This is a genomic window from Nocardia sp. NPDC047038 (genome assembly GCF_040644075.1).
Lineage (GTDB): Bacteria > Actinomycetota > Actinomycetes > Mycobacteriales > Mycobacteriaceae > Nocardia > Nocardia sichangensis.
Genome location: NZ_JBEYVQ010000004.1, coordinates 322,674 through 339,573 on the forward strand (window position 1 = coordinate 322,674; position 16,900 = coordinate 339,573).

The 16,900-nt window shown below is 66.9% G+C and carries 17 protein-coding genes; 6 read left to right on the forward strand and 11 right to left on the reverse strand.

Annotation, left to right across the window (positions count from 1 at the left end; all coding sequences use genetic code 11):
• The first annotated feature begins 106 nt into the window (after positions 1-106).
• Positions 107-1,129 carry an AsnC family transcriptional regulator gene (locus ABZ824_RS18005; RefSeq protein WP_356964242.1) on the forward strand — a complete coding sequence of 341 codons (1,023 nt, stop codon included), beginning with the start codon at positions 107-109 and terminating at the stop codon, positions 1,127-1,129.
• 265 nt (positions 1,130-1,394) lie between these two features.
• Here the strand turns inward: ABZ824_RS18005 and ABZ824_RS18010 are convergent, their stop codons facing one another.
• The 4 genes from ABZ824_RS18010 to ABZ824_RS18025 form a co-directional block, all read right to left on the reverse strand.
• Positions 1,395-1,823 carry a MerR family transcriptional regulator gene (locus ABZ824_RS18010; protein ID WP_356964560.1) on the reverse strand — a complete coding sequence of 143 codons (429 nt, stop codon included), beginning with the start codon at positions 1,821-1,823 and terminating at the stop codon, positions 1,395-1,397.
• Positions 1,824-1,828: 5 nt separating this feature from the next.
• Positions 1,829-2,176, reverse strand: a complete 348-nt coding sequence (locus tag ABZ824_RS18015) for a hypothetical protein (RefSeq protein ID WP_355073828.1) — start codon at positions 2,174-2,176, stop codon at positions 1,829-1,831.
• Positions 2,177-2,309: 133 nt separating this feature from the next.
• Positions 2,310-2,486 (reverse strand): hypothetical protein, encoded by a 177-nt coding sequence (locus ABZ824_RS18020; RefSeq protein WP_356964243.1) that lies wholly within the window; start codon positions 2,484-2,486, stop codon positions 2,310-2,312.
• Positions 2,487-2,524: 38 nt separating this feature from the next.
• Positions 2,525-3,610 (reverse strand): Vms1/Ankzf1 family peptidyl-tRNA hydrolase, encoded by a 1,086-nt coding sequence (locus ABZ824_RS18025; protein WP_356964244.1) that lies wholly within the window; start codon positions 3,608-3,610, stop codon positions 2,525-2,527.
• A gap of 148 nt (positions 3,611-3,758) precedes the next feature.
• On the opposite strand from ABZ824_RS18025, the gene ABZ824_RS18030 reads away from it, so the two are divergent.
• The 3 genes from ABZ824_RS18030 (at position 3,759) to ABZ824_RS18040 (ending at position 5,890) form a co-directional block, all read left to right on the forward strand.
• Positions 3,759-4,100, forward strand: a complete 342-nt coding sequence (locus ABZ824_RS18030) for a DUF3140 domain-containing protein (protein WP_356964245.1) — start codon at positions 3,759-3,761, stop codon at positions 4,098-4,100.
• Positions 4,101-4,166: 66 nt separating this feature from the next.
• Positions 4,167-5,375, forward strand: a complete 1,209-nt coding sequence (locus ABZ824_RS18035) for an alcohol dehydrogenase catalytic domain-containing protein (protein WP_356964246.1) — start codon at positions 4,167-4,169, stop codon at positions 5,373-5,375.
• 11 nt (positions 5,376-5,386) lie between these two features.
• Positions 5,387-5,890, forward strand: coding sequence for a hypothetical protein (locus tag ABZ824_RS18040; protein WP_356964247.1), 504 nt, complete (start codon positions 5,387-5,389; stop codon positions 5,888-5,890).
• 71 nt (positions 5,891-5,961) lie between these two features.
• Here the strand turns inward: ABZ824_RS18040 and ABZ824_RS18045 are convergent, their stop codons facing one another.
• The 3 genes from ABZ824_RS18045 to ABZ824_RS18055 form a co-directional block, all read right to left on the reverse strand.
• Positions 5,962-7,638, reverse strand: coding sequence for a long-chain fatty acid--CoA ligase (locus tag ABZ824_RS18045; protein WP_356964562.1), 1,677 nt, complete (start codon positions 7,636-7,638; stop codon positions 5,962-5,964).
• 122 nt (positions 7,639-7,760) lie between these two features.
• A complete protein-coding gene (locus tag ABZ824_RS18050; protein WP_356964249.1) occupies positions 7,761-9,461 on the reverse strand; it encodes an aldehyde dehydrogenase family protein in 1,701 nt (566 codons plus the stop codon).
• Positions 9,458-11,026 (reverse strand): GMC family oxidoreductase N-terminal domain-containing protein, encoded by a 1,569-nt coding sequence (locus tag ABZ824_RS18055; protein ID WP_356964250.1) that lies wholly within the window; start codon positions 11,024-11,026, stop codon positions 9,458-9,460. Before ABZ824_RS18055 ends, ABZ824_RS18050 begins: the two co-directional genes overlap by 4 nt.
• A 177-nt stretch (positions 11,027-11,203) precedes the next feature.
• On the opposite strand from ABZ824_RS18055, the gene ABZ824_RS18060 reads away from it, so the two are divergent.
• The gene (locus tag ABZ824_RS18060) at positions 11,204-12,448 is read left to right on the forward strand and encodes a helix-turn-helix domain-containing protein (protein ID WP_356964251.1); all 1,245 of its coding nucleotides are present in this window, start codon (positions 11,204-11,206) and stop codon (positions 12,446-12,448) included.
• 326 nt (positions 12,449-12,774) lie between these two features.
• Entirely contained in the window at positions 12,775-13,080 is a 306-nt protein-coding gene (locus ABZ824_RS18065) for a hypothetical protein (protein WP_356964253.1), read from the forward strand.
• A 127-nt stretch (positions 13,081-13,207) separates the two neighbouring features.
• Here the strand turns inward: ABZ824_RS18065 and ABZ824_RS18070 are convergent, their stop codons facing one another.
• The 4 genes from ABZ824_RS18070 to ABZ824_RS18085 all read right to left on the reverse strand — a co-directional run bounded on the left by ABZ824_RS18070 (position 13,208) and on the right by ABZ824_RS18085 (position 16,812).
• Positions 13,208-14,257 (reverse strand): LLM class flavin-dependent oxidoreductase, encoded by a 1,050-nt coding sequence (locus ABZ824_RS18070; protein WP_356964255.1) that lies wholly within the window; start codon positions 14,255-14,257, stop codon positions 13,208-13,210.
• The gene (locus tag ABZ824_RS18075; protein WP_356964256.1) at positions 14,257-14,769 is read right to left on the reverse strand and encodes an SRPBCC family protein; all 513 of its coding nucleotides are present in this window, start codon (positions 14,767-14,769) and stop codon (positions 14,257-14,259) included. Before ABZ824_RS18075 ends, ABZ824_RS18070 begins: the two co-directional genes overlap by 1 nt.
• 317 nt (positions 14,770-15,086) lie before the next feature.
• A complete protein-coding gene (locus ABZ824_RS18080) occupies positions 15,087-15,674 on the reverse strand; it encodes a TetR/AcrR family transcriptional regulator (protein ID WP_356964258.1) in 588 nt (195 codons plus the stop codon).
• A gap of 136 nt (positions 15,675-15,810) precedes the next feature.
• Complete coding sequence (locus tag ABZ824_RS18085; RefSeq protein WP_356964259.1) at positions 15,811-16,812, reverse strand: NADP-dependent oxidoreductase; 1,002 nt, start codon at positions 16,810-16,812, stop codon at positions 15,811-15,813.
• Positions 16,813-16,900 lie beyond the last annotated feature (88 nt).

Genomic DNA, 16,900 nt, shown 5'->3' on the forward strand with positions numbered 1-16,900 from the left:
GTCCTGTCCGACGACGGGACCCAGCATCGGCCCGGAGCCTTCGCCGGCTCCATCCACAGGGAGATATCGGTGGAAATTTTCCATTGAAGACGGAATGCTGAAAGAAATGACCGTGATAGATGAGCTGGACCGGGGCATCGTCCATGCGCTGCACATCGATGGCCGCGCACCGTTCAGCCGTATCGGCACGGTGCTCGGTGTGTCGACGCAGACGGTGGCCCGGCGCTACCGGCGACTGCGCGCCGAGGCCGGGTTGCGGGTGGTCGGGCTGAGCCGTCTCGACCGCGACGACCACACCCGCTGGCTGGTCCGCCTCGGCGCCACCACGACGGCAGCCCGGACACTCGCTCATTCCCTCGCCCGACGTCCCGACACCTCGTGGATCAAACTCCTGTCGGGTGGCACGGAAATCCTTCTCATCCTTCGCATGCCGCACCAGGCGGACGCGGCACATCCGCTGCTGCTGCAGGAGATCCCCCGCACCGCCGGCATCACGACCGTGTCGGCTCACTATGTGCTCCACACCTATTTGGGCGGTCCGACGCCGTGGCACGGACAAGTCGCAACGCTCACCGAGCGCCAGCAGCGACAACTCACACCACCCCATCACGACGCGCTGTCCGCACGCGGGCTCTCCAGCGCCGACGATGCCCTGTTGTCCGCGCTGCAAGCCGATGGACGGGCCGGGCTGGCCGAGCTGGTGGCAGCCACCGGATGGTCCCCGGCGACGGTCGCGCGCCGCCTGGCCGATCTACGGGCGCAGGGCGAGATCTTCTTCGATGTCCAGGCCGACGACACCCTGTTCGGCGCCACCACCCAGGCACTGCTGTGGATGTCGGTCGCTCCCGCACGGCTCGACCAGGTCGGCCTCGAGTTGGCGCGGCATCCCGAACTCGCCTTCGTGCTCGCCACCACCGGTCCGAGTAACCTTGTGGCCCAGGCGATGTGCCCGAATCCCAGCGCCTTGCACCGTTACCTGACCCGCCGCCTCGGCAGCGACGACGCCATTCGAACACTGGAAGTGACACCCGTACTCGCCACGGTCAAAGCCGCAGGTCACGTCATCACCGAACGCACCAGGCACGGCACAGCCAGCCGTCGTTCGAAAAGCGCGGCGAATTCGAAGTGACGCGCCCGTGCCACAGCCGCATCCCGCATCCGCGCAATGCCCAGAGGTGGTCGTGCATCCGGCGCGCCGGGCGCGGGTCCACAGCAGACCGATCGCACCGGCGACAATAAGGGCGATGCCCAGCGACTCCAGCCACGAAATGCTCACCAACGCCACCCCGCCGCCGAAGATTCCGGCGGCGACCAGGACTGGAAGCGCGCAGCATCCGACACACAGAAGCGCGCCCAGCCCGATCGGTACCCACCAGCGTCGCGTCCGCGTGCGCTCAGCACCCACACTCGACTCCTTCGCCGGCGGAGTCGGAGGTGAACGGTACTGGGCAGCAAGGGCTTTCGCTGCAGGCAAGCAAGTCGTCACAACCTGCGTCCAATGCGGCATGCAGGGTGTCGCGCACTGCGGTCAGCTCGGTGAGTTTCGCATCGATCTCGGCCAATTTGGCCGCCGCGCGCGCTTGTAGCCCGACAGCAGTACGGCGACCCGATCGGGTGGTGGCCAAAAGCTCGGCGACCTCGTCGAGGGTGAACCCCAGCCGCTGGGCCGCCTTGATCACACGCAACACCGTGACGGACCGCTCCGGATACAGTCGATGCCCGCCGAGAGACCGCTGCGGTTCGGCGAGCAGACCGCGCCGCTCGTAGTACCGCAACGTCTGAGTGTTCACCCCGGCGGCCGCGGCCAGCTCGCCGGTGCGCAATCCGGTCAACGCCGATCGCCGCCGATCCAGGCGTCCGCCCGCGCGGCCAGCGCGTCGAGGACCGCGGCCTGATTGTCGGGAACGGCGATACGCATCACCGGACCGTCCTCGGTGGCGTCGAAGCCGAAGGTGAAGAACGAGCAGCAACCGGACTCGCGTGCGGCGAGGTCACGGCCCTCCTCCTCCGCGCCGGCGGCCAGTAAGAGATCCAGTCGCGTGCGCGCGGGCCGATCCGTGCGCCGCACCGATTCGGCGAAGAACCGGTCGAACTCAGCGACTCGTACCGACTGTTCAACGGTGGGCAGCGTGCACGAGTCCGGTACCCAATCCCCGGCGGGAGGCGTGATCATCATGCCCTCACGGTAAGCCCGTACCCAGGTACAAGATGCAACCTCGAACCGCGGAAACATGCGTGCGCCCACCATTCCGCACTGCTGGATTCCAGCGTTCGCGGGTCCGGCGAATTCGATGGTTCAGTTCGAGGTGCTACGGATGTTCGGTCCGTTGCACCTGTTCGTTGATGAGGGTGTCGTCGTCGGCCGGCGGCTCGGGATCATGCCACTCTTCTGCTCGGCTGGAACGATTGCCTCGTATCGTGCCTTCCAACTCGTGGGCCAACTCGTCGTCGTGTACGGGACCGTGCTTGCTATTTCCTCGTTCCATGGGATCTTCTCCTGTTGCGGTTGCTGGACACCGGCGCGCTAGCGGTGGCGCAAAAGGGTGGCGACGCCTTCCCGGGGTACGACAGCACCTTCGACGGGCACGATCGAGCCACCCTGCAGCAATGTGACCACCGGCAACGCTTCGTCCGCGCGGTAGGCGCTGGACGATGTCGCATCATCGATCCACTGCGCCGCGGTGATGCCGCGAAGCAATTCCGGATCGAGTTCGACGGATCGGTCCCCCACGGTGTCCGGATCGATCAGCAAAGTATCGGCGTTCGCCGCCAGCAGCGCCGAGACCGTCTCGGGCAGCCCCTCGACGGCCAGGCCGTCGGCCCTGCCCCGCGCGGTATTCAGTTGCTCGACGACCTGTCCCTGGTGCTGCCGTGCCTGCGTCCGCACCGCTTGCTGCACCTGCGCTTCCAGCGCGGCGGAGTCCGCACCCGCGGCCCGGGCACCGGCCTCGACCTCGACGATCCGAGCGGTAGGCGAATCGAGTGCCTTCGCCAGCGCTGCGCGGGCGCCGACCTCACCGACCAGCACGATGACCTGCGCTCCGACGCGATCCGCGAGATCGCGGACCGCCGTGGCGACCTCCCCGACGTTCCGGCGGACCACTTCCTCTACCCGGCGCTGCATCGAAAGGTGTGCCCACCCTCCGCCGTGATGGATCTTGTGCACCGGATGCGCGGTGCCTTCGGCGGTCATCTCGATCAGGTTCTCGTCCTCGTCGACGCCGTACAGATCGCAGCCGACACGGTCGACGACCGCGATCACATGCGGCACCTCACGGGACTGCTGCTCGATGAGAGGCAACAGATACGGAAGCGCCGACACCCGCACTGTCTCGCGTGCGGGCGGCTCGGCGAGCATGTGATCGACCAGGACGCTGTCCGAATCGGCGATCAGCAGGCGGCCTGCACGCCCTTTCTCCGCTTTGACTTTGCTGATCGCGTCGTCGAGTAGCGTCAGCGTCTTCTCGGGAACGTGCTGGGCGGCCAATTGCTCGCGGATCGAGCGCCACCGTAACGCTTTTTGCTGCTCGGCGTCTTCGGTGTTGTGCGAGGCGTCGACGCAGAGCGAGACGAACGGGCCCCGCCGTTGCGCTATTTCTCTGAGATTCATGCCATACACATCCGGCGCGTACCCGGTTCGGCGTTCACGAATCCGAATACGCGAGTGCGTTCGGAATACGCTCCGAACGGTGGTTTGGCCGACCCAGGCCCGGGTAGTCGCCACGCGTCCGTTGGGACAACCGACTGGAGGTGAAGCCATGGCCGAAACCGTCATCGACGACGAGCTGTGGGAGGAATTCCACCGCCTGGTCAATATGTCGTCCCGGCAGTTGCGCGACTGGCTGCGCACCGAAGGCGCCGATACCGGCACCGAAACGGAACCCGATCGCGCGGGGCCGGAGATCGGCCGGCGCATCCTTGCGGTTCTCGGCAAACGTCGTACCGACCTCGATGCCGACGACATCGCGGTGATGCGCCGGGCCGTGGACGAAATCACCGCGGCGCGCGGTGCGGAAGCAGAGCGCGAGCCGCGCGCGGGCAGAGACGACTGGCGCAGGCATCTGATGTCACTCGGACACGATCCACTCCAGCCGTCGTGATCTCCGCATCGCGAGTCGAGCGGATGGGTGTGCGCTCTGCAGGTTGACGGCGAGGAGGGTGCTTCGATGAAGGCAGTGGTGTGGCACGACGTGGGAGATATCCGGCTCGACGAAGTCGATGATCCCAAAATTGTGGAACCGACCGATGCGCTGGTGCGGATCACGACCTCGGCTATCTGCGGTACCGATCTCCATCTCGTGCGCGGCACGATGCCGGGCATGCAGCCGGGAACAGTGCTCGGGCACGAGGCTGTCGGAGTGGTGGAGGAGACCGGGGCGGCGGTGCGCGGTTTCAGCCAGGGCGATCGGGTCGTAGTGTGCTCGACCATCGCATGCGGGACCTGCTCCTACTGTCGTGCCGGCTACTTCGCCCAGTGCGATACCGCGAACCCGAACGGACCGCAGGCGGGAACCAGCTTCTTCGGCGGACCGGAGAGCACAGGCCCCGTCGCGGGGCTGCAGGCCGCTTACGCGCGCATCCCTTTCGCCGCCACGACGCTGGTGAAAGTCCCGGATTCGGTGTCCGACGAACAGGCGATCATGGTCTCCGATGTGCTGCCGACCGGCTGGTTCGGCGCCCGATTGGCGCAAGTCGGGCAGGGCGACACGGTACTGGTGCTCGGTGCGGGCGTGGTCGGGCAATGCGCGATCGCCGCAGCGAAGCGTCGAGGCGCGGCACGGGTGCTGGTCGTCGACGGTATCGCCGATCGTCTGGCGACCGCTCGCGCGCAGAACGCCGAGCCGATCGATTTCAATGCCGAGGATCCGGTGGCAACGGTGCGCGAGCTGACCGGCGGTATCGGAGTGGACAGGGTGATCGACGCGGTCGGTGTGGATGCCCAGCGCCCGAAGTCCGGACCGGCCGCACAGAATCTTCCGGTTTCGGATTCGACGCTGGAAGCCGAGCGCGAGAAGGCGGCCCCGCAGGGCAGGACCGAGGGCGCGCAGTGGTTGGCCGGCGACGCGCCCAGCTTGGCGGCGCGGTGGGCACTCGAGGCAGTCGCCAAAGCCGGTAGCGTCGGCGTCATCGGAGTCTATCCACCGAATTTCGACGCTTTCCCGATCGGCGCCGTGGTCAACCGCAATCTCACCGTTCAGGGCGGCAACTGCAACCACCGCCGCTACGTCCCCGGCCTGCTGGGCAGGGTGGCCCGGGGCGACATCGATCCGACCGCCTTCATCACCCAGCGCGCCGACCCGGTCTCGATCATCGAGGCCTACGAGACGTTCGACCGGCGCGAGGACGGTTGGCTGAAGACGATCGTGCCGATGTGAGGTGTGTAGCGATGCTGAAGTCGATCGTCCGCGGCGCCGCGGCGGGAGCCGCGGGCACGACCGCGTTGAACGCCGTCACCTTCCTCGACATGATCGCGCGCGGCCGACCACCGAGTCGCACGCCCGAACAGAGCGTCGAGCGCATGACCGACAGGTTGGGCGTGCAGGTGCCCGGTGACGAGGAACAACGGCGCAGCCGGATTTCCGGCGCGGGGGCGCTGCTGGGCACGGGGACCGGCGTTTCGGTCGGCTGTGCCTACGGTTTCGCCCGTTCCATGAGATGGCAGCCGTCGATTCTCGCCGCCAGCACGGTCAATACCGCCACGGCCATGTCCGTCACGGCGCTGTCGCTTCTCAACTTGGGTGTTTCCGATCCGCGCCGATGGACACGTTCCGACTGGCTCAGTGATCTCGTGCCACATCTTGCGTACGGGCTGGTCACTTCCCTCACCTACGCCGCCATGGCCGACGGTCGTTCGACCTCGCGGCGACGTCGGCAGTGGCCGTGGGCATGACCCCAGCGGTGCCGGCCATCTCCGTGATGGGTTCGCGACTGCGCGGAGCCGGGTCGGCGAGCCTGTGCCGATCAACCCGCCCTGCTGTCCGAGTTCGTCTGCGTGCTGGTCGAATCGATGACGACGATATCCAGTTCGCCTGACGAGTACCGGGCGCGCAGGGCTTTCTTGTCGAATTTGCCGACACTGGTCTTGGGTACTTCGGGCAGGAAAGTCCAGCGCTCGGGCAGTTGCCATTTCGCTGTCCTACCGGCCAAGAACGCACGCAGCACGCCCGCGTCCGCCTCCGCTCCGGCCCGCAACGCGGCGGCGACGACCGGTCGCTCGTCCCATCTCTCGTCGGGTACGCCGAACACGGCGGCCTCGACGACGTCCGGGTGCGCCATGATCGCGTTCTCGAGCGCGACCGACGAGATCCATTCGCCGCCGGACTTGATGATGTCCTTGGCTCGATCGACCAGGGTGAGGTAGCCGTCGGCGGTGATGGTCCCGACGTCACCGGTGCGCAGCCAGCCGTCACGGAACGCGTCGGAGCCGACCGTGCCCGCATCCGGCGAGTAATAGGACGCGGTGATCCAGGGCCCCCGAACCTCCAGCTCCCCCACGGCTTTTCCGTCGCGGGGCAGCTCCGTGCCGTCATCGCCGACGAGGCGCGCTTGCACCGGAGCGGGGAAGCGTCCCTGGGTGACCCGGTAGGCGTAGGCGTCTTCGCCCTCGGTTCCGGGTGGCGGCCACGCGACGCAGCCCAGCGGCGAGGTCTCGGTCATCCCCCATGCCTGGATGATGCGCACTCCGTGGCGGTCCTCGAAGGCGCGCATCAGTTGCGGCGGCACGGCCGAGCCTCCGACCACGACCGCTCGCAGGTGGCCGAGGTCCTGCGGGGCGGCGTCGACCGCGGCGAGCACACCGTTCCACACCGTCGGTACGGCGGCGGCGAAACTCGGGCGTTCGGCTGCCATGAGTTCCAGCAGCGGCGACGGCTGCAGGAAGCGGTCCGGCATCACCAGCGAGGCGCCCACCATGAGCGCGGCGTAGGGCAGGCCCCACGCGTTGGCGTGGAACAAGGGGACGATGGCCAGCACCCGATCCCCCGTCCTGATGCCCATGCCGTCGGTGGTGCAGGCGTGCATGGAGTGCAGCCAGTTCGAACGGTGCGAATAGACAACGCCTTTCGGGCCACCGGTGGTGCCGGAGGTGTAGCACATCGCGGCGGCGGATCGTTCGTCGAGCAGGGGGAAGTCGAACGTGGACGAATGTCCGGCCAGCAGCGTGTCGAGTTCGTGTACCGCCACATCCTCGGGTGCGCGCAACGCCGCCGCGTCACCGTTGGCGACGATGACGTGGCGGACCGTACGCAACTGCGGCAGCACCTGCGCGAAGGCGGGCACCAGCGAACCGTCGACGATCACCGCCTTGTCCCCCGCGTGATTCGCGACGAAGGCGATCTGTTCCGGGAAGAGACGGATATTCAGGGTGTGCAGCACCGCGCCCATGGCGGGTACGGCACAGTAGGCGAGGAGGTGTTCGTTGTTGTTCCACATGAAAGTGCCCACTCGGTCGCCGCGGCCGATTCCCAGCGCGGTGAGGGCGTGCGCGAGTTGGGCTGCCCGGTCACCGAGTTCGCGGTAGGTCAGTACCCGCGACCCGCTGCCCGTCCAGGTACGAACCGTGGCATCGGCGTGGACGGTGGTGGCGTAGCGCAGCAGCGTCGCCAAGGAAAGGGGTTCATCCTGCATGGTGCTCGGCATCGGCAGGTCGTGCTCGTGGTAAGTCATTTCGTGCTCGTCTTTCTCGAAGAATGCCCGGCCGACGGGAGCGGTGGTGAGCCCGGGCCGACGTTGCCGCCGGGCCCGGGCTGGTCTCATGGGTTTCAGCCGCGCAGCGCGGAGGCGAAAATCGGCGCGAGCGGGGCGACGCCGGGCTTCTTCGCGAAGTTGGTCAAACGCCGCAAGGTCGTGGCGCCCGTCCGGTTGGTGACGAACCACGGCGGCTTCGGCGACAGGCTGAATTCGCCGTGCAGCAGCGACCGAGGCGAGGGGCGGAACGGCCCGCGCAGGACGGTTCGTTCCGGTTCGGCGATCAGCAAGGCGTTGTGCACCACACCGATGCCGCTCTGGATATCGGTCAGAGAGTGCCCAGGGAAGGCGCCCCACGACGCGCGGGCGGTGAGGTAGCCCAGGCCGGTCCAGGCGTTGACAGCGATCGTGCCGTAGCGCAGTTCGGTGACGGCCGTGTCGAATCGGTCGGCCAACTGTTTGATGGTGGCCGGGTGGGCGATGATGTTGACGCCGAGCGTGCCCTCGAACTCGTCGTTGCATACCTGCACCGCCCGCGCCAGGAACTCGGCCGGGTCGCCGCCGGGCAATTCGATCACGCCGAGCACCGGGGCGAAGTATTCGGTGTGCAGAGCGGGTTCGCGCCGATTCGGGGTCAGGCCCTCGATGAGGGTGCGTGCGCCGATCACTTGCGCCTGCGGGTAGCTCTGTCGGGCGGCCTCGACACGGTCGGAGGATCCGGGATAGTAGTCCGGCCGCTGCGGCGCGCGGCCGATAGCCGCACGGAGTTCGGCGAGGAACCGCTCCTTTTGCGGCCAATCCGCGGAGATCACCGCCACCTGTGCGGCGATGCAGTTGTACCCGTTGTTGTGCAGGCGCTGCGTCGCCAGGTGCTCGGCTTGGAAGCGCAGGTCCGCGTTGGACCATCGGCCCGGCACCACGATGGTGGGCGAAACACCGCCGAGTTCGCTGGTGATCGGCTTCGTGAGTCTGGGCGTGCCTGCCGCCTTGTTCCGTTCGGCCTCCGCTCCGGTGCCGAACACGATGGCGTCGTGGGTCGCCGCGCTGCCGGTCATGTGGACGGCGTCGACATCCGGGTGGTGCACCAGGGCCGCGCCGACCTCAGGGCCGCCGGTGATCAGGCGCACGAATCCGCGCTCTATCGCTGGCGCGAAGATCTTCTCCAGCACCGGCAGTAGCGGATCGGTGATCGGGTTGAGCTTCAGCGCCACCACCCTGTTGTCCGCGTAGAGCTGGTACAACACGTCCAGAGGGGCGATCGAGAAGATGTTGCCCGCCCCCAGGACGACGCCGATGCCGCCGGTGCTGGTCGGCGTGCGCTGCCCCAGGCCCGCACGGGCGCGAACGGTTTCGGCGTCGACGCCGGGCCGCGACCAGACTTCGGCGCGGAATCCGTTGAGCAGCAGGGCGTCGAACACTCCGTGCGGAAACACTTCGACGGCAGTCCGGCCACCGGGGGCGGGACGCATCGGGTATCCGTCGACCGGGCTGCGCCCCTCCTCCAATGCCAGCAGGGATTCCGCGAGCGCGGCAGCCCCGGTCAGCAGGGAATACGGTCCGCTCACCCACTCCTCACCGAGCAAGGGCGAATCCGAGGTCAGTTTCTTGATCCGGGCCGCGGTCTCGACCCACTCCTGCGCATGCCGCGCCGTGTTGACATGAATCTGCTCCAGCAGTCGGCGCCGGGCGGGCAGCGCGGTGCGCGCCCATTCGACTTCACCACGCCGTAGTGCGGAGACCGCGGCGCCGACGGTTACCGTCACGGTCGAGGTCATGCTTCGGTTCCTTCCGATTCGGCGTCCTCGAGGACCATGTCGGAAGCCTTCTCGCCGATCATGATCGTGGGAGCGTTGGTGTTTCCGCGCACTACCGACGGCATGACCGACGCGTCGGCCACGCGCAGACCGCGCAATCCCAGCACGCGCAATCGCGGGTCCACGACGGCGCCGATCGCGCAGGTCGACGTCGGGTGGTACAGGGTCTGCGCCGTCCGAGCCGCGAAATCGAGCAGATCGGCATCGGAATCGCCTGTGGGAGTAGAGAATTCACCGGTGGTGAGCTCCCGGAGCGCGGGTTGGTCGGCGATTCCGAGGGCGCTGCGCAGCCCGGCGATCACGCTCTGGCGGTCCTCTTCGGTCTGGAGATAGTTGTGCTGGATACGTGGCGCCGTGCCGGGGGACGCGGAACGCAAGGTGACTTCGCCGCGGCTCGTCGGGTTGATCAGGCACGGGCCGAAGGCGTATCCGTGCTCCGTCGCGGCCCCCATGCCTTCACCGTGGAAGAGCACCGGTGCCATGTGGAACTGGATGTCGGGCCCCCCGAGACCGCCGCGGGTCTCGATGAAGCCCCCTGCCTCGCCGATATTGGAGGTCAGCGGGCCGCGTCCTTGTTCCTGCAGCAGAGCGAGGTTTTCCGGGGTTAGTGCGGTCATCAGCGACTCGCGATCGGTGCGGTAGTTGAGGAACACCGACAGATGGTCTTGCAGATTCCGCCCGACGGGCAGGTCGCGGATCGTCTCGATCCCGAACGCCGACAGCTGTTCGGCCGGGCCGACACCCGACAACAGCAGCAGATGCGCCGATCCGTATGCGCCCGCGGCGAGCACAACCTCGCGCCGGGCCTGGATCACTTCCGTGCTCCCGTCCCGGCCGATGACCACACCGGTCGCGCGGCCGTTCTCGATGACGACTCGATGGGCGAGCGCGCCGGTGATCACCGTCAGATTGGGGCGCGACGCGGCCGGGTGCAGATAACCGACGGCGGCGCTGCACCGCATGCCATTGCGCTGTGTCACCTGATAGCGACCGACGCCCAGCTGCGTGGACCCGTTGAAGTCCTCGTTGCGGAGGTGGCCCGCTTGCTCGGCGGCGCGCAGGAACGCGTCGCCCAGTGGATGCCGCGATCGGCTTTCGCTCACCGCCAGCGGCCCGCCGACGCCGTGGTAGGCGTCCTTCCCGCGTTCGTTGTCCTCGGCCTTCATGAAATAGGGAAGGACCTCGTCGAAGCTCCATCCGTCGGCGCCGCCCGCGGCCCATCCGTCGTAGTCGGCACGTGCTCCGCGAATGTAGATCATCGCGTTCATGGAGCTGCTCCCGCCGACCACACGCCCACGCGGCAGATAGGCGCGGCGGAATCGCAGCCCGGCTTCGGGCTCGGTGTCGTAATCCCAATCGAGCGGACTTTTGAACAGAGAGGGAAATGCGACCGGCAGATGGATTTCGTCCGCCGTGTCCTGCGGCCCCGCCTCGATCACGGCCACCTGGACCCGCCGGTCCTCGGACAATCGACTCGCCAGCACGGATCCGGCGGATCCGGCGCCTACGACGACATAGTCGTACACGGTCGGCACCTCTCTCGAAATCAATTCTCGAATCGGGGTGCTATGACCCCGGTCACTGTCGCAGTCGATACTGCTGGGGGGATGCCTCGAACCACCATGTGCACGGGCCTACCGATCGACGGCGGATATGTGTGCCAGAGCACAATCGCATTCCCGGCGAATGCCTACCATCTATCCATGACCACGCTGACGGAGCCGCCCGTGAATGATTCCGCCGCGGTGGCGCGCACGCTGCTCGCGGAGGTCGACGACCTCACCGCCGAACTCGTCGGCCGGATCCGGACCGGGGACCACGCCTACGCGGAATCGACCGCGCTCACCGACGCCGAGCTGGGCTTCGTCGTGCGCGACAACCTCGTCTCGCTGCTGGGCCAGCTCTCCGGCGGTGTCGGGCGTCGGCTGCAGCCCGCTACCGTAGTGGGCCGGGTCAAAGCCGAACTCGGCGTGCCCCTCCCCGCGGTGCTGCACGCATACCGGCTGGCCGGACGGCTGCTGTGGGAACGCGCGCTCGCCGTGGCCACCGGCACGAGACTCGACGTGTTGCCGCAGCTCGGGTCGGAGATGTGGCGGATCATCGACGACTATTCGGGAGCAGCGGCCGAGGCGTACGGCGACTATCTGACCGAACGAGTCCGCCACGACGATTCCGAACGCCGCGCTCTGTTGCGCCGTCTACTGAACGGCGATTCCCACGATCCGACACAACGCGACATCGCCCGCGCCCTCCACCTGCCCCCGCTGGGCAGCTTCGTCGTCGTGCATGCCGAAACCGATCCCGAAGCACTGGCGCCACTGATGGGCATCGAGTCCCGGCTCCGCGCCGAATACGTCGAATCGATCTGGATCACCGAAGCCGGCGCTCGCATCGGGCTGCTCAGCCCGGCCACCGAGCGCGCGCACCAGCAGGTACTCGCTCAACTGCGGCAACACGCCACAGGCCGGGTCGGCGTGAGCCGCCCGTTCTCGACCGCGGGGGACGCAGGCGCCGCACTGCGGGAGGCCGAACTGGCCGGGCGTTGCGCACCGGCAGGCACCGCCACGGTCACCGTCTACGGCGACACACCCATCCCGCTCGTCCTCGCGCATGCTCCGTCCGCTGCGCACGAAATGGCGCACGAAATCCTCGGACCCGTACTCGACCTGCCACCAGAGGAGTGCGATCCCCTTCTCGACACGCTCGCGATGTGGTTCGAATGCGGTGGCTCCAATACCGAAGTCGCGCAACGCCTGCACTACCACCGCAACACCATCCACTACCGGCTGCGCCGCATCGAAACCCTGACCGACCGCCGCTGCTCCGATCCCAAAGCGGCCGCCGAACTCTACGTCGCCCTGACCGCCGTGCGGCTCATCGGACTGGACCGGTCCGGGATTCCCGCCGATCCCCCGTCGCGTGGCCAGGCACAACGCCTCGGCTTCTGATCACGAGCGTGGGCGGGCCCGCCGGCTTCGTGACGGCATCGGCATACCGGGTGAGCAGGCCTGGAGACTGGGTGCTCACGCAGCGGATGATCCACCGCTGCGGTTGCCCCGGCCTCTGGACCGAACAATGTGGTCAGGTCATCGAGGAACGCGGCCCGCCGAATGGATTCGCCATCGAGGACCGGGTCGGAATACGTGAATCCGGATCCGGAGCCGGCCGCGCCGGGTTCTTAGCTGGTCAGTAGCCCACGAAGACACTCGGCCCAGCCGAACATTTCCCGTGGTCGGTGGTTGAGTCCCCACCAAGATCGATCTATTGTGCGCCAATGGCGCAAATCACTGTCCAGCGGCGACCCGGCCCATATATGGACGTGCTGCGCAAGTACCGTGTGTTCATCGACGGCACCGAAGTGGGCCGCATCGGCCGTGGCGAAACGATCACGACCACCGTGGACTCTGGCAGCCACGAGGTTCAACTCAAGCTCGACTGGGCGACGTCGCCGACCGTCAACGTCGACCTCGCAACCGACGAGACCCGCCAGCTCTACTGCGAGCCAGGCGCCAACCCGCTCACCGCGCTCTACTACACAACGTTCGGACGCCGGCGCTACATCAAGCTGCGCCCCGCATAAACTCCGTCCTGGGCTCGTTACATACAGCTGATGAACACACTCAGTGGGGCAACTCACCGGAGACAACAACCCGATCAACCGTTCGGTAATCTGGTCGTCGACATGAAGCCGGGCGCGCTGGGCTAGCTCAGGAACGACCATCCAGCCCTCGCACCAGATCGATGCCGCGGCCGAGATTGTCCAGTCGCGCGTGCAGGGTGTCGCCCGCGGGATAGAGACGTACCGTGTCCACGCCGGTGTCGCGCCAGGTTCGCAACCGCTCGCGGACCATGTCCTCGGTGCCGATCAGCGTGGTCGCCAGCACCATTTCGTCGGTGACCAGCGCGGCGGCGCCATCGCGATCACCGCTCTGCCACCGTTCACGCACTCGAGCGGCGACGTCGGCCCAGCCTTGGCGGCTGTAGGCGTTGTTGTAGAAGTTGGTCGAGCCCGATCCCATTCCGCCCAGCGAGAAGGCGAGTTCTTTCTTGCGGCTGCCGAGGACCTCGTCGAGTTGGGCCTCGTCGGCGACGATATTGATCTCCGCGCCCTGGCAGATGTCCAGATCCGCGCGGTCCCGGCCGGAACGGGCCAGCCCGGCGTCGAGATGCTCGAAATAGGCGTCCGCTCCCTCGGGGACGAAGCTGGTGCCCAACCACCCGTCGGCGATCTCGCCGGTCAACTCCAGCATCTTCGGTGACAGCGTGGCCAGGTATATGGGAACCGTGACCGCGGGCACGCTCAGCCGCATCGGTTTGCCCTCGCCACCGGGCAGCGGGATTGTGAAGTGCCGGCCCTCGAAGACGACCTTCTCACCGGTGCAGGCCGCCCGGATTATCTGCACGGTCTCGCGCATGCGCGCCAGTGGACGGGCGAACGGCACGCCGTGCAGACCCTCGATGACCTGCGGGCCGGAAGCACCGAGACCGAGCAGGAATCGGCCTTCGGACAGTCGTGCCAGGGTCATGGCAGTCTGGGCGATCAGGACCGGCGACCGGGTGCCGAGCTGAATGATGCCGGTACCCAACCGCATTCGCTCGGTGCGCGCGGCGAGGAAGCCCAGCGGTGTCACCGCATCACTCCCCCACGCCTCGGCCATCCAGCAGATGTCCAGGCCGAGTTTCTCGGCTTCGACTACGAATTCGACGAGGTCCGGCCAGTTCGCCCCCGAGGCCTCGATGGTGGTGGCCGTGCGCATCACGCGTCCTTCTCCACTAGGTCCTTGATGGCGGACAGATTGGCCGCCATGCCGAACTCGAACTCGCGCAGGCGCACGAAAACGATCTTCTGCTCCTTCTCGGGCATGGCATCGATCGCGAAGTTGAGTCCCGAACGCGCGGGACCCATCTGGGTCCACTGCTCCAGGACGGTGCCCGCGTCCTCGGGTTGGAGGGTGAAACGCCATATGCTGGATGGGTATCCGGGATCGCCGACAGCCCAGGCGAAGCGCCGCTCCGGCTCGAATTCCACGACCGTGCTGGTCGTTTCCCAGTTCCCCAGGGCCTCATGGGCGTTGCGGCCGATGAACCGCGCGCCGACCGCGGGTCCGGTGGCGCCGTCGAGCCATTCCACGCTCTGTAGTTCTTCACTCAACCGCGGCATGAGGTGGATATCGCTGACGAATGCCCACACCCGTCGCGGTGGCGCGTCGATGAAGGTCTGAACTGCCACGGTCGGGGTGTCGGCATACACCTGCCCGGTCCACTCCACGATCAGCTCCTTCCGTCTGTTTCGCCCATAGTTGCATAGATAGACTAAGCACTACAACGGTCTCTTCAGCGCACTCAACAGCTGAGTTTCACATTTGGACTCACGGGGATGGGGCTATGCCGCGCACATCGTCGGCGAACTGTGATCGTCCCGGCACCCCGCACGATTGATCCACTGGGGACGACTCTCGGACGCCCCTAGATGGGGCGTCGCTTCATTGATCGCCGATATGACGGGCTGGGGTAATCGATGGCTCTCCGACGAGGGCGTCGGCAAAATCCGGCGATACGTAGCCGGTCGTTCACCGGGAGGCCGGTCTACTTGGACGCACCCACGATGCGCAGCGCGAGGTCCACGTAATAGTCGCCGATCTCCTCCGGCGAGAGCGAGCCGTCCTCCCGGTACCAGCGAGCGAGATCGATGCCGAGCGACAGCAGAGCGACCGCCGCCATATGCGGATTCGGGTTGTCGAACACACCCGCCGCCACACCTCGCTCGATCAGCTGCCGCATCTCCGCGTCGATGAGGTGACGGATCGCCTTGATCTCGCCTTGATGCTCCGGACTGAGCGCGGCGAGTTCGTAGTTGATGACCCGGGCCACGGTATGCGCCCGAGCATGGAAAACAGTGAAGGCCCTCACCGCCGCGATCAACTGATCGACCGGATCGTCAGCGGAAGCGACAGCGCTCTTTATGCGCTCCAGCGTGTTGTGGTGACCGGTCCGGGAGACCTCGTAGAGAAGTTCCTCTTTCGAGCGGTGATGCACATAGATGGCTGCCGTGCTCAGCCCCGCGATCGAAGTGATGTCGCGAGTGGTCGAGCCGTGGAAGCCCCGCTCGGCGAAGGCGGCGACCGCGGCCTCCAGCAGCCGAGTTCGTGTGTCGTCCGCACGTGATTCGGTCACTTGAACAGTCTCGCATCCTGCCATCGAACACTTCCGGACGGTATCGGTCCGGCCCCCGCGCGACCGGCGTCGATGCTGTCGTGACCTTCGGCGCGTCGCACGGCTGTGATCCCGGGTACGCTGCGGTGGCCGCCGCTCAGAGCGCGAGCACGAGTTTTCCGTTGTTGGCACCGCTGAACAGCATGTTCAGCGTCTCGCCGAAACGCGCGACGCCTCCCTCGACGACGTGCTCGCGGCTCTCGAGCTTGCCCTCGGCCAGCCATTGCGCGATCTGCGCGACGGCTTCGCCGTAGCGATCGGCGTAGTCGAAGACTACGAATCCCGTCATCGAGGCGCGGAAGACCAGCAGTGACATATAGCGCGACGGACCGGGAGGCAGCTGCTCGGCGTTGTAGGCCGAGATCGCGCCGCACAGCACCACGCGGGCCCCGCGGCGCAAGTTCATCAGCGCGGCATCGAGGATGTCACCGCCCACGTTGTCGAAGAAGACGTCGATGCCCTGCGGGGCGAGTTCGCGCAACCGCTTCGCAACGTTGTCGTTGCGGTAGTCGACAGCCGCGTCGAAGCCGAGTTCCTCGGTGAGCAACCGGGCCTTCTCCGGGCCACCCGCGATCCCGATGACCTCCGCGCCCTTGGCTTTGGCGATCTGACCGACCACGCTCCCGACGGCGCCTGCCGCCGCCGAGACCACCACGGTGTCGCCTGCCTGCAGCTTCCCGACCTCGAGCAGGCCGAAATACGCTGTCATGCCGGGCATTCCGAGGGTGCCGAGCCAGGTGGGGCCGGGGGCGATGGTCAGATCGACCTTCGAGACGTCACTGCCGTCACTGATCGCGTATTCGGTCACCCCGAAAGTGCCGCTGACCGTGTCACCGACGGCGAAGTCGGGGTGCGCCGATTCCACGACCGTGCCGATATCCAACGACCGCATCACCTCGCCGATCCCGACCGGCGGCACATAGGAACGCTGATCTCTCAGCCATCCACGCATGGCGGGATCGATGGAGATGAAGTCGATCTTCACCAGCAGCTGACCTTCGGCGGGTCCGGGCAGTTCCTCGGTCGTCAGGCTCCAGGTGTCGTCGCCGGGCAGCCCCGACGGACGCCGCGCCAGACGGATCTGCTGAGTCTTCGTCATGACATTCCTCTTCTCATCGATTCGGCCATACATCCGGGATGGCGTCCGTTGCCGTCGGGAAACTCTGCCCCACAGCGAATCCGGTCAA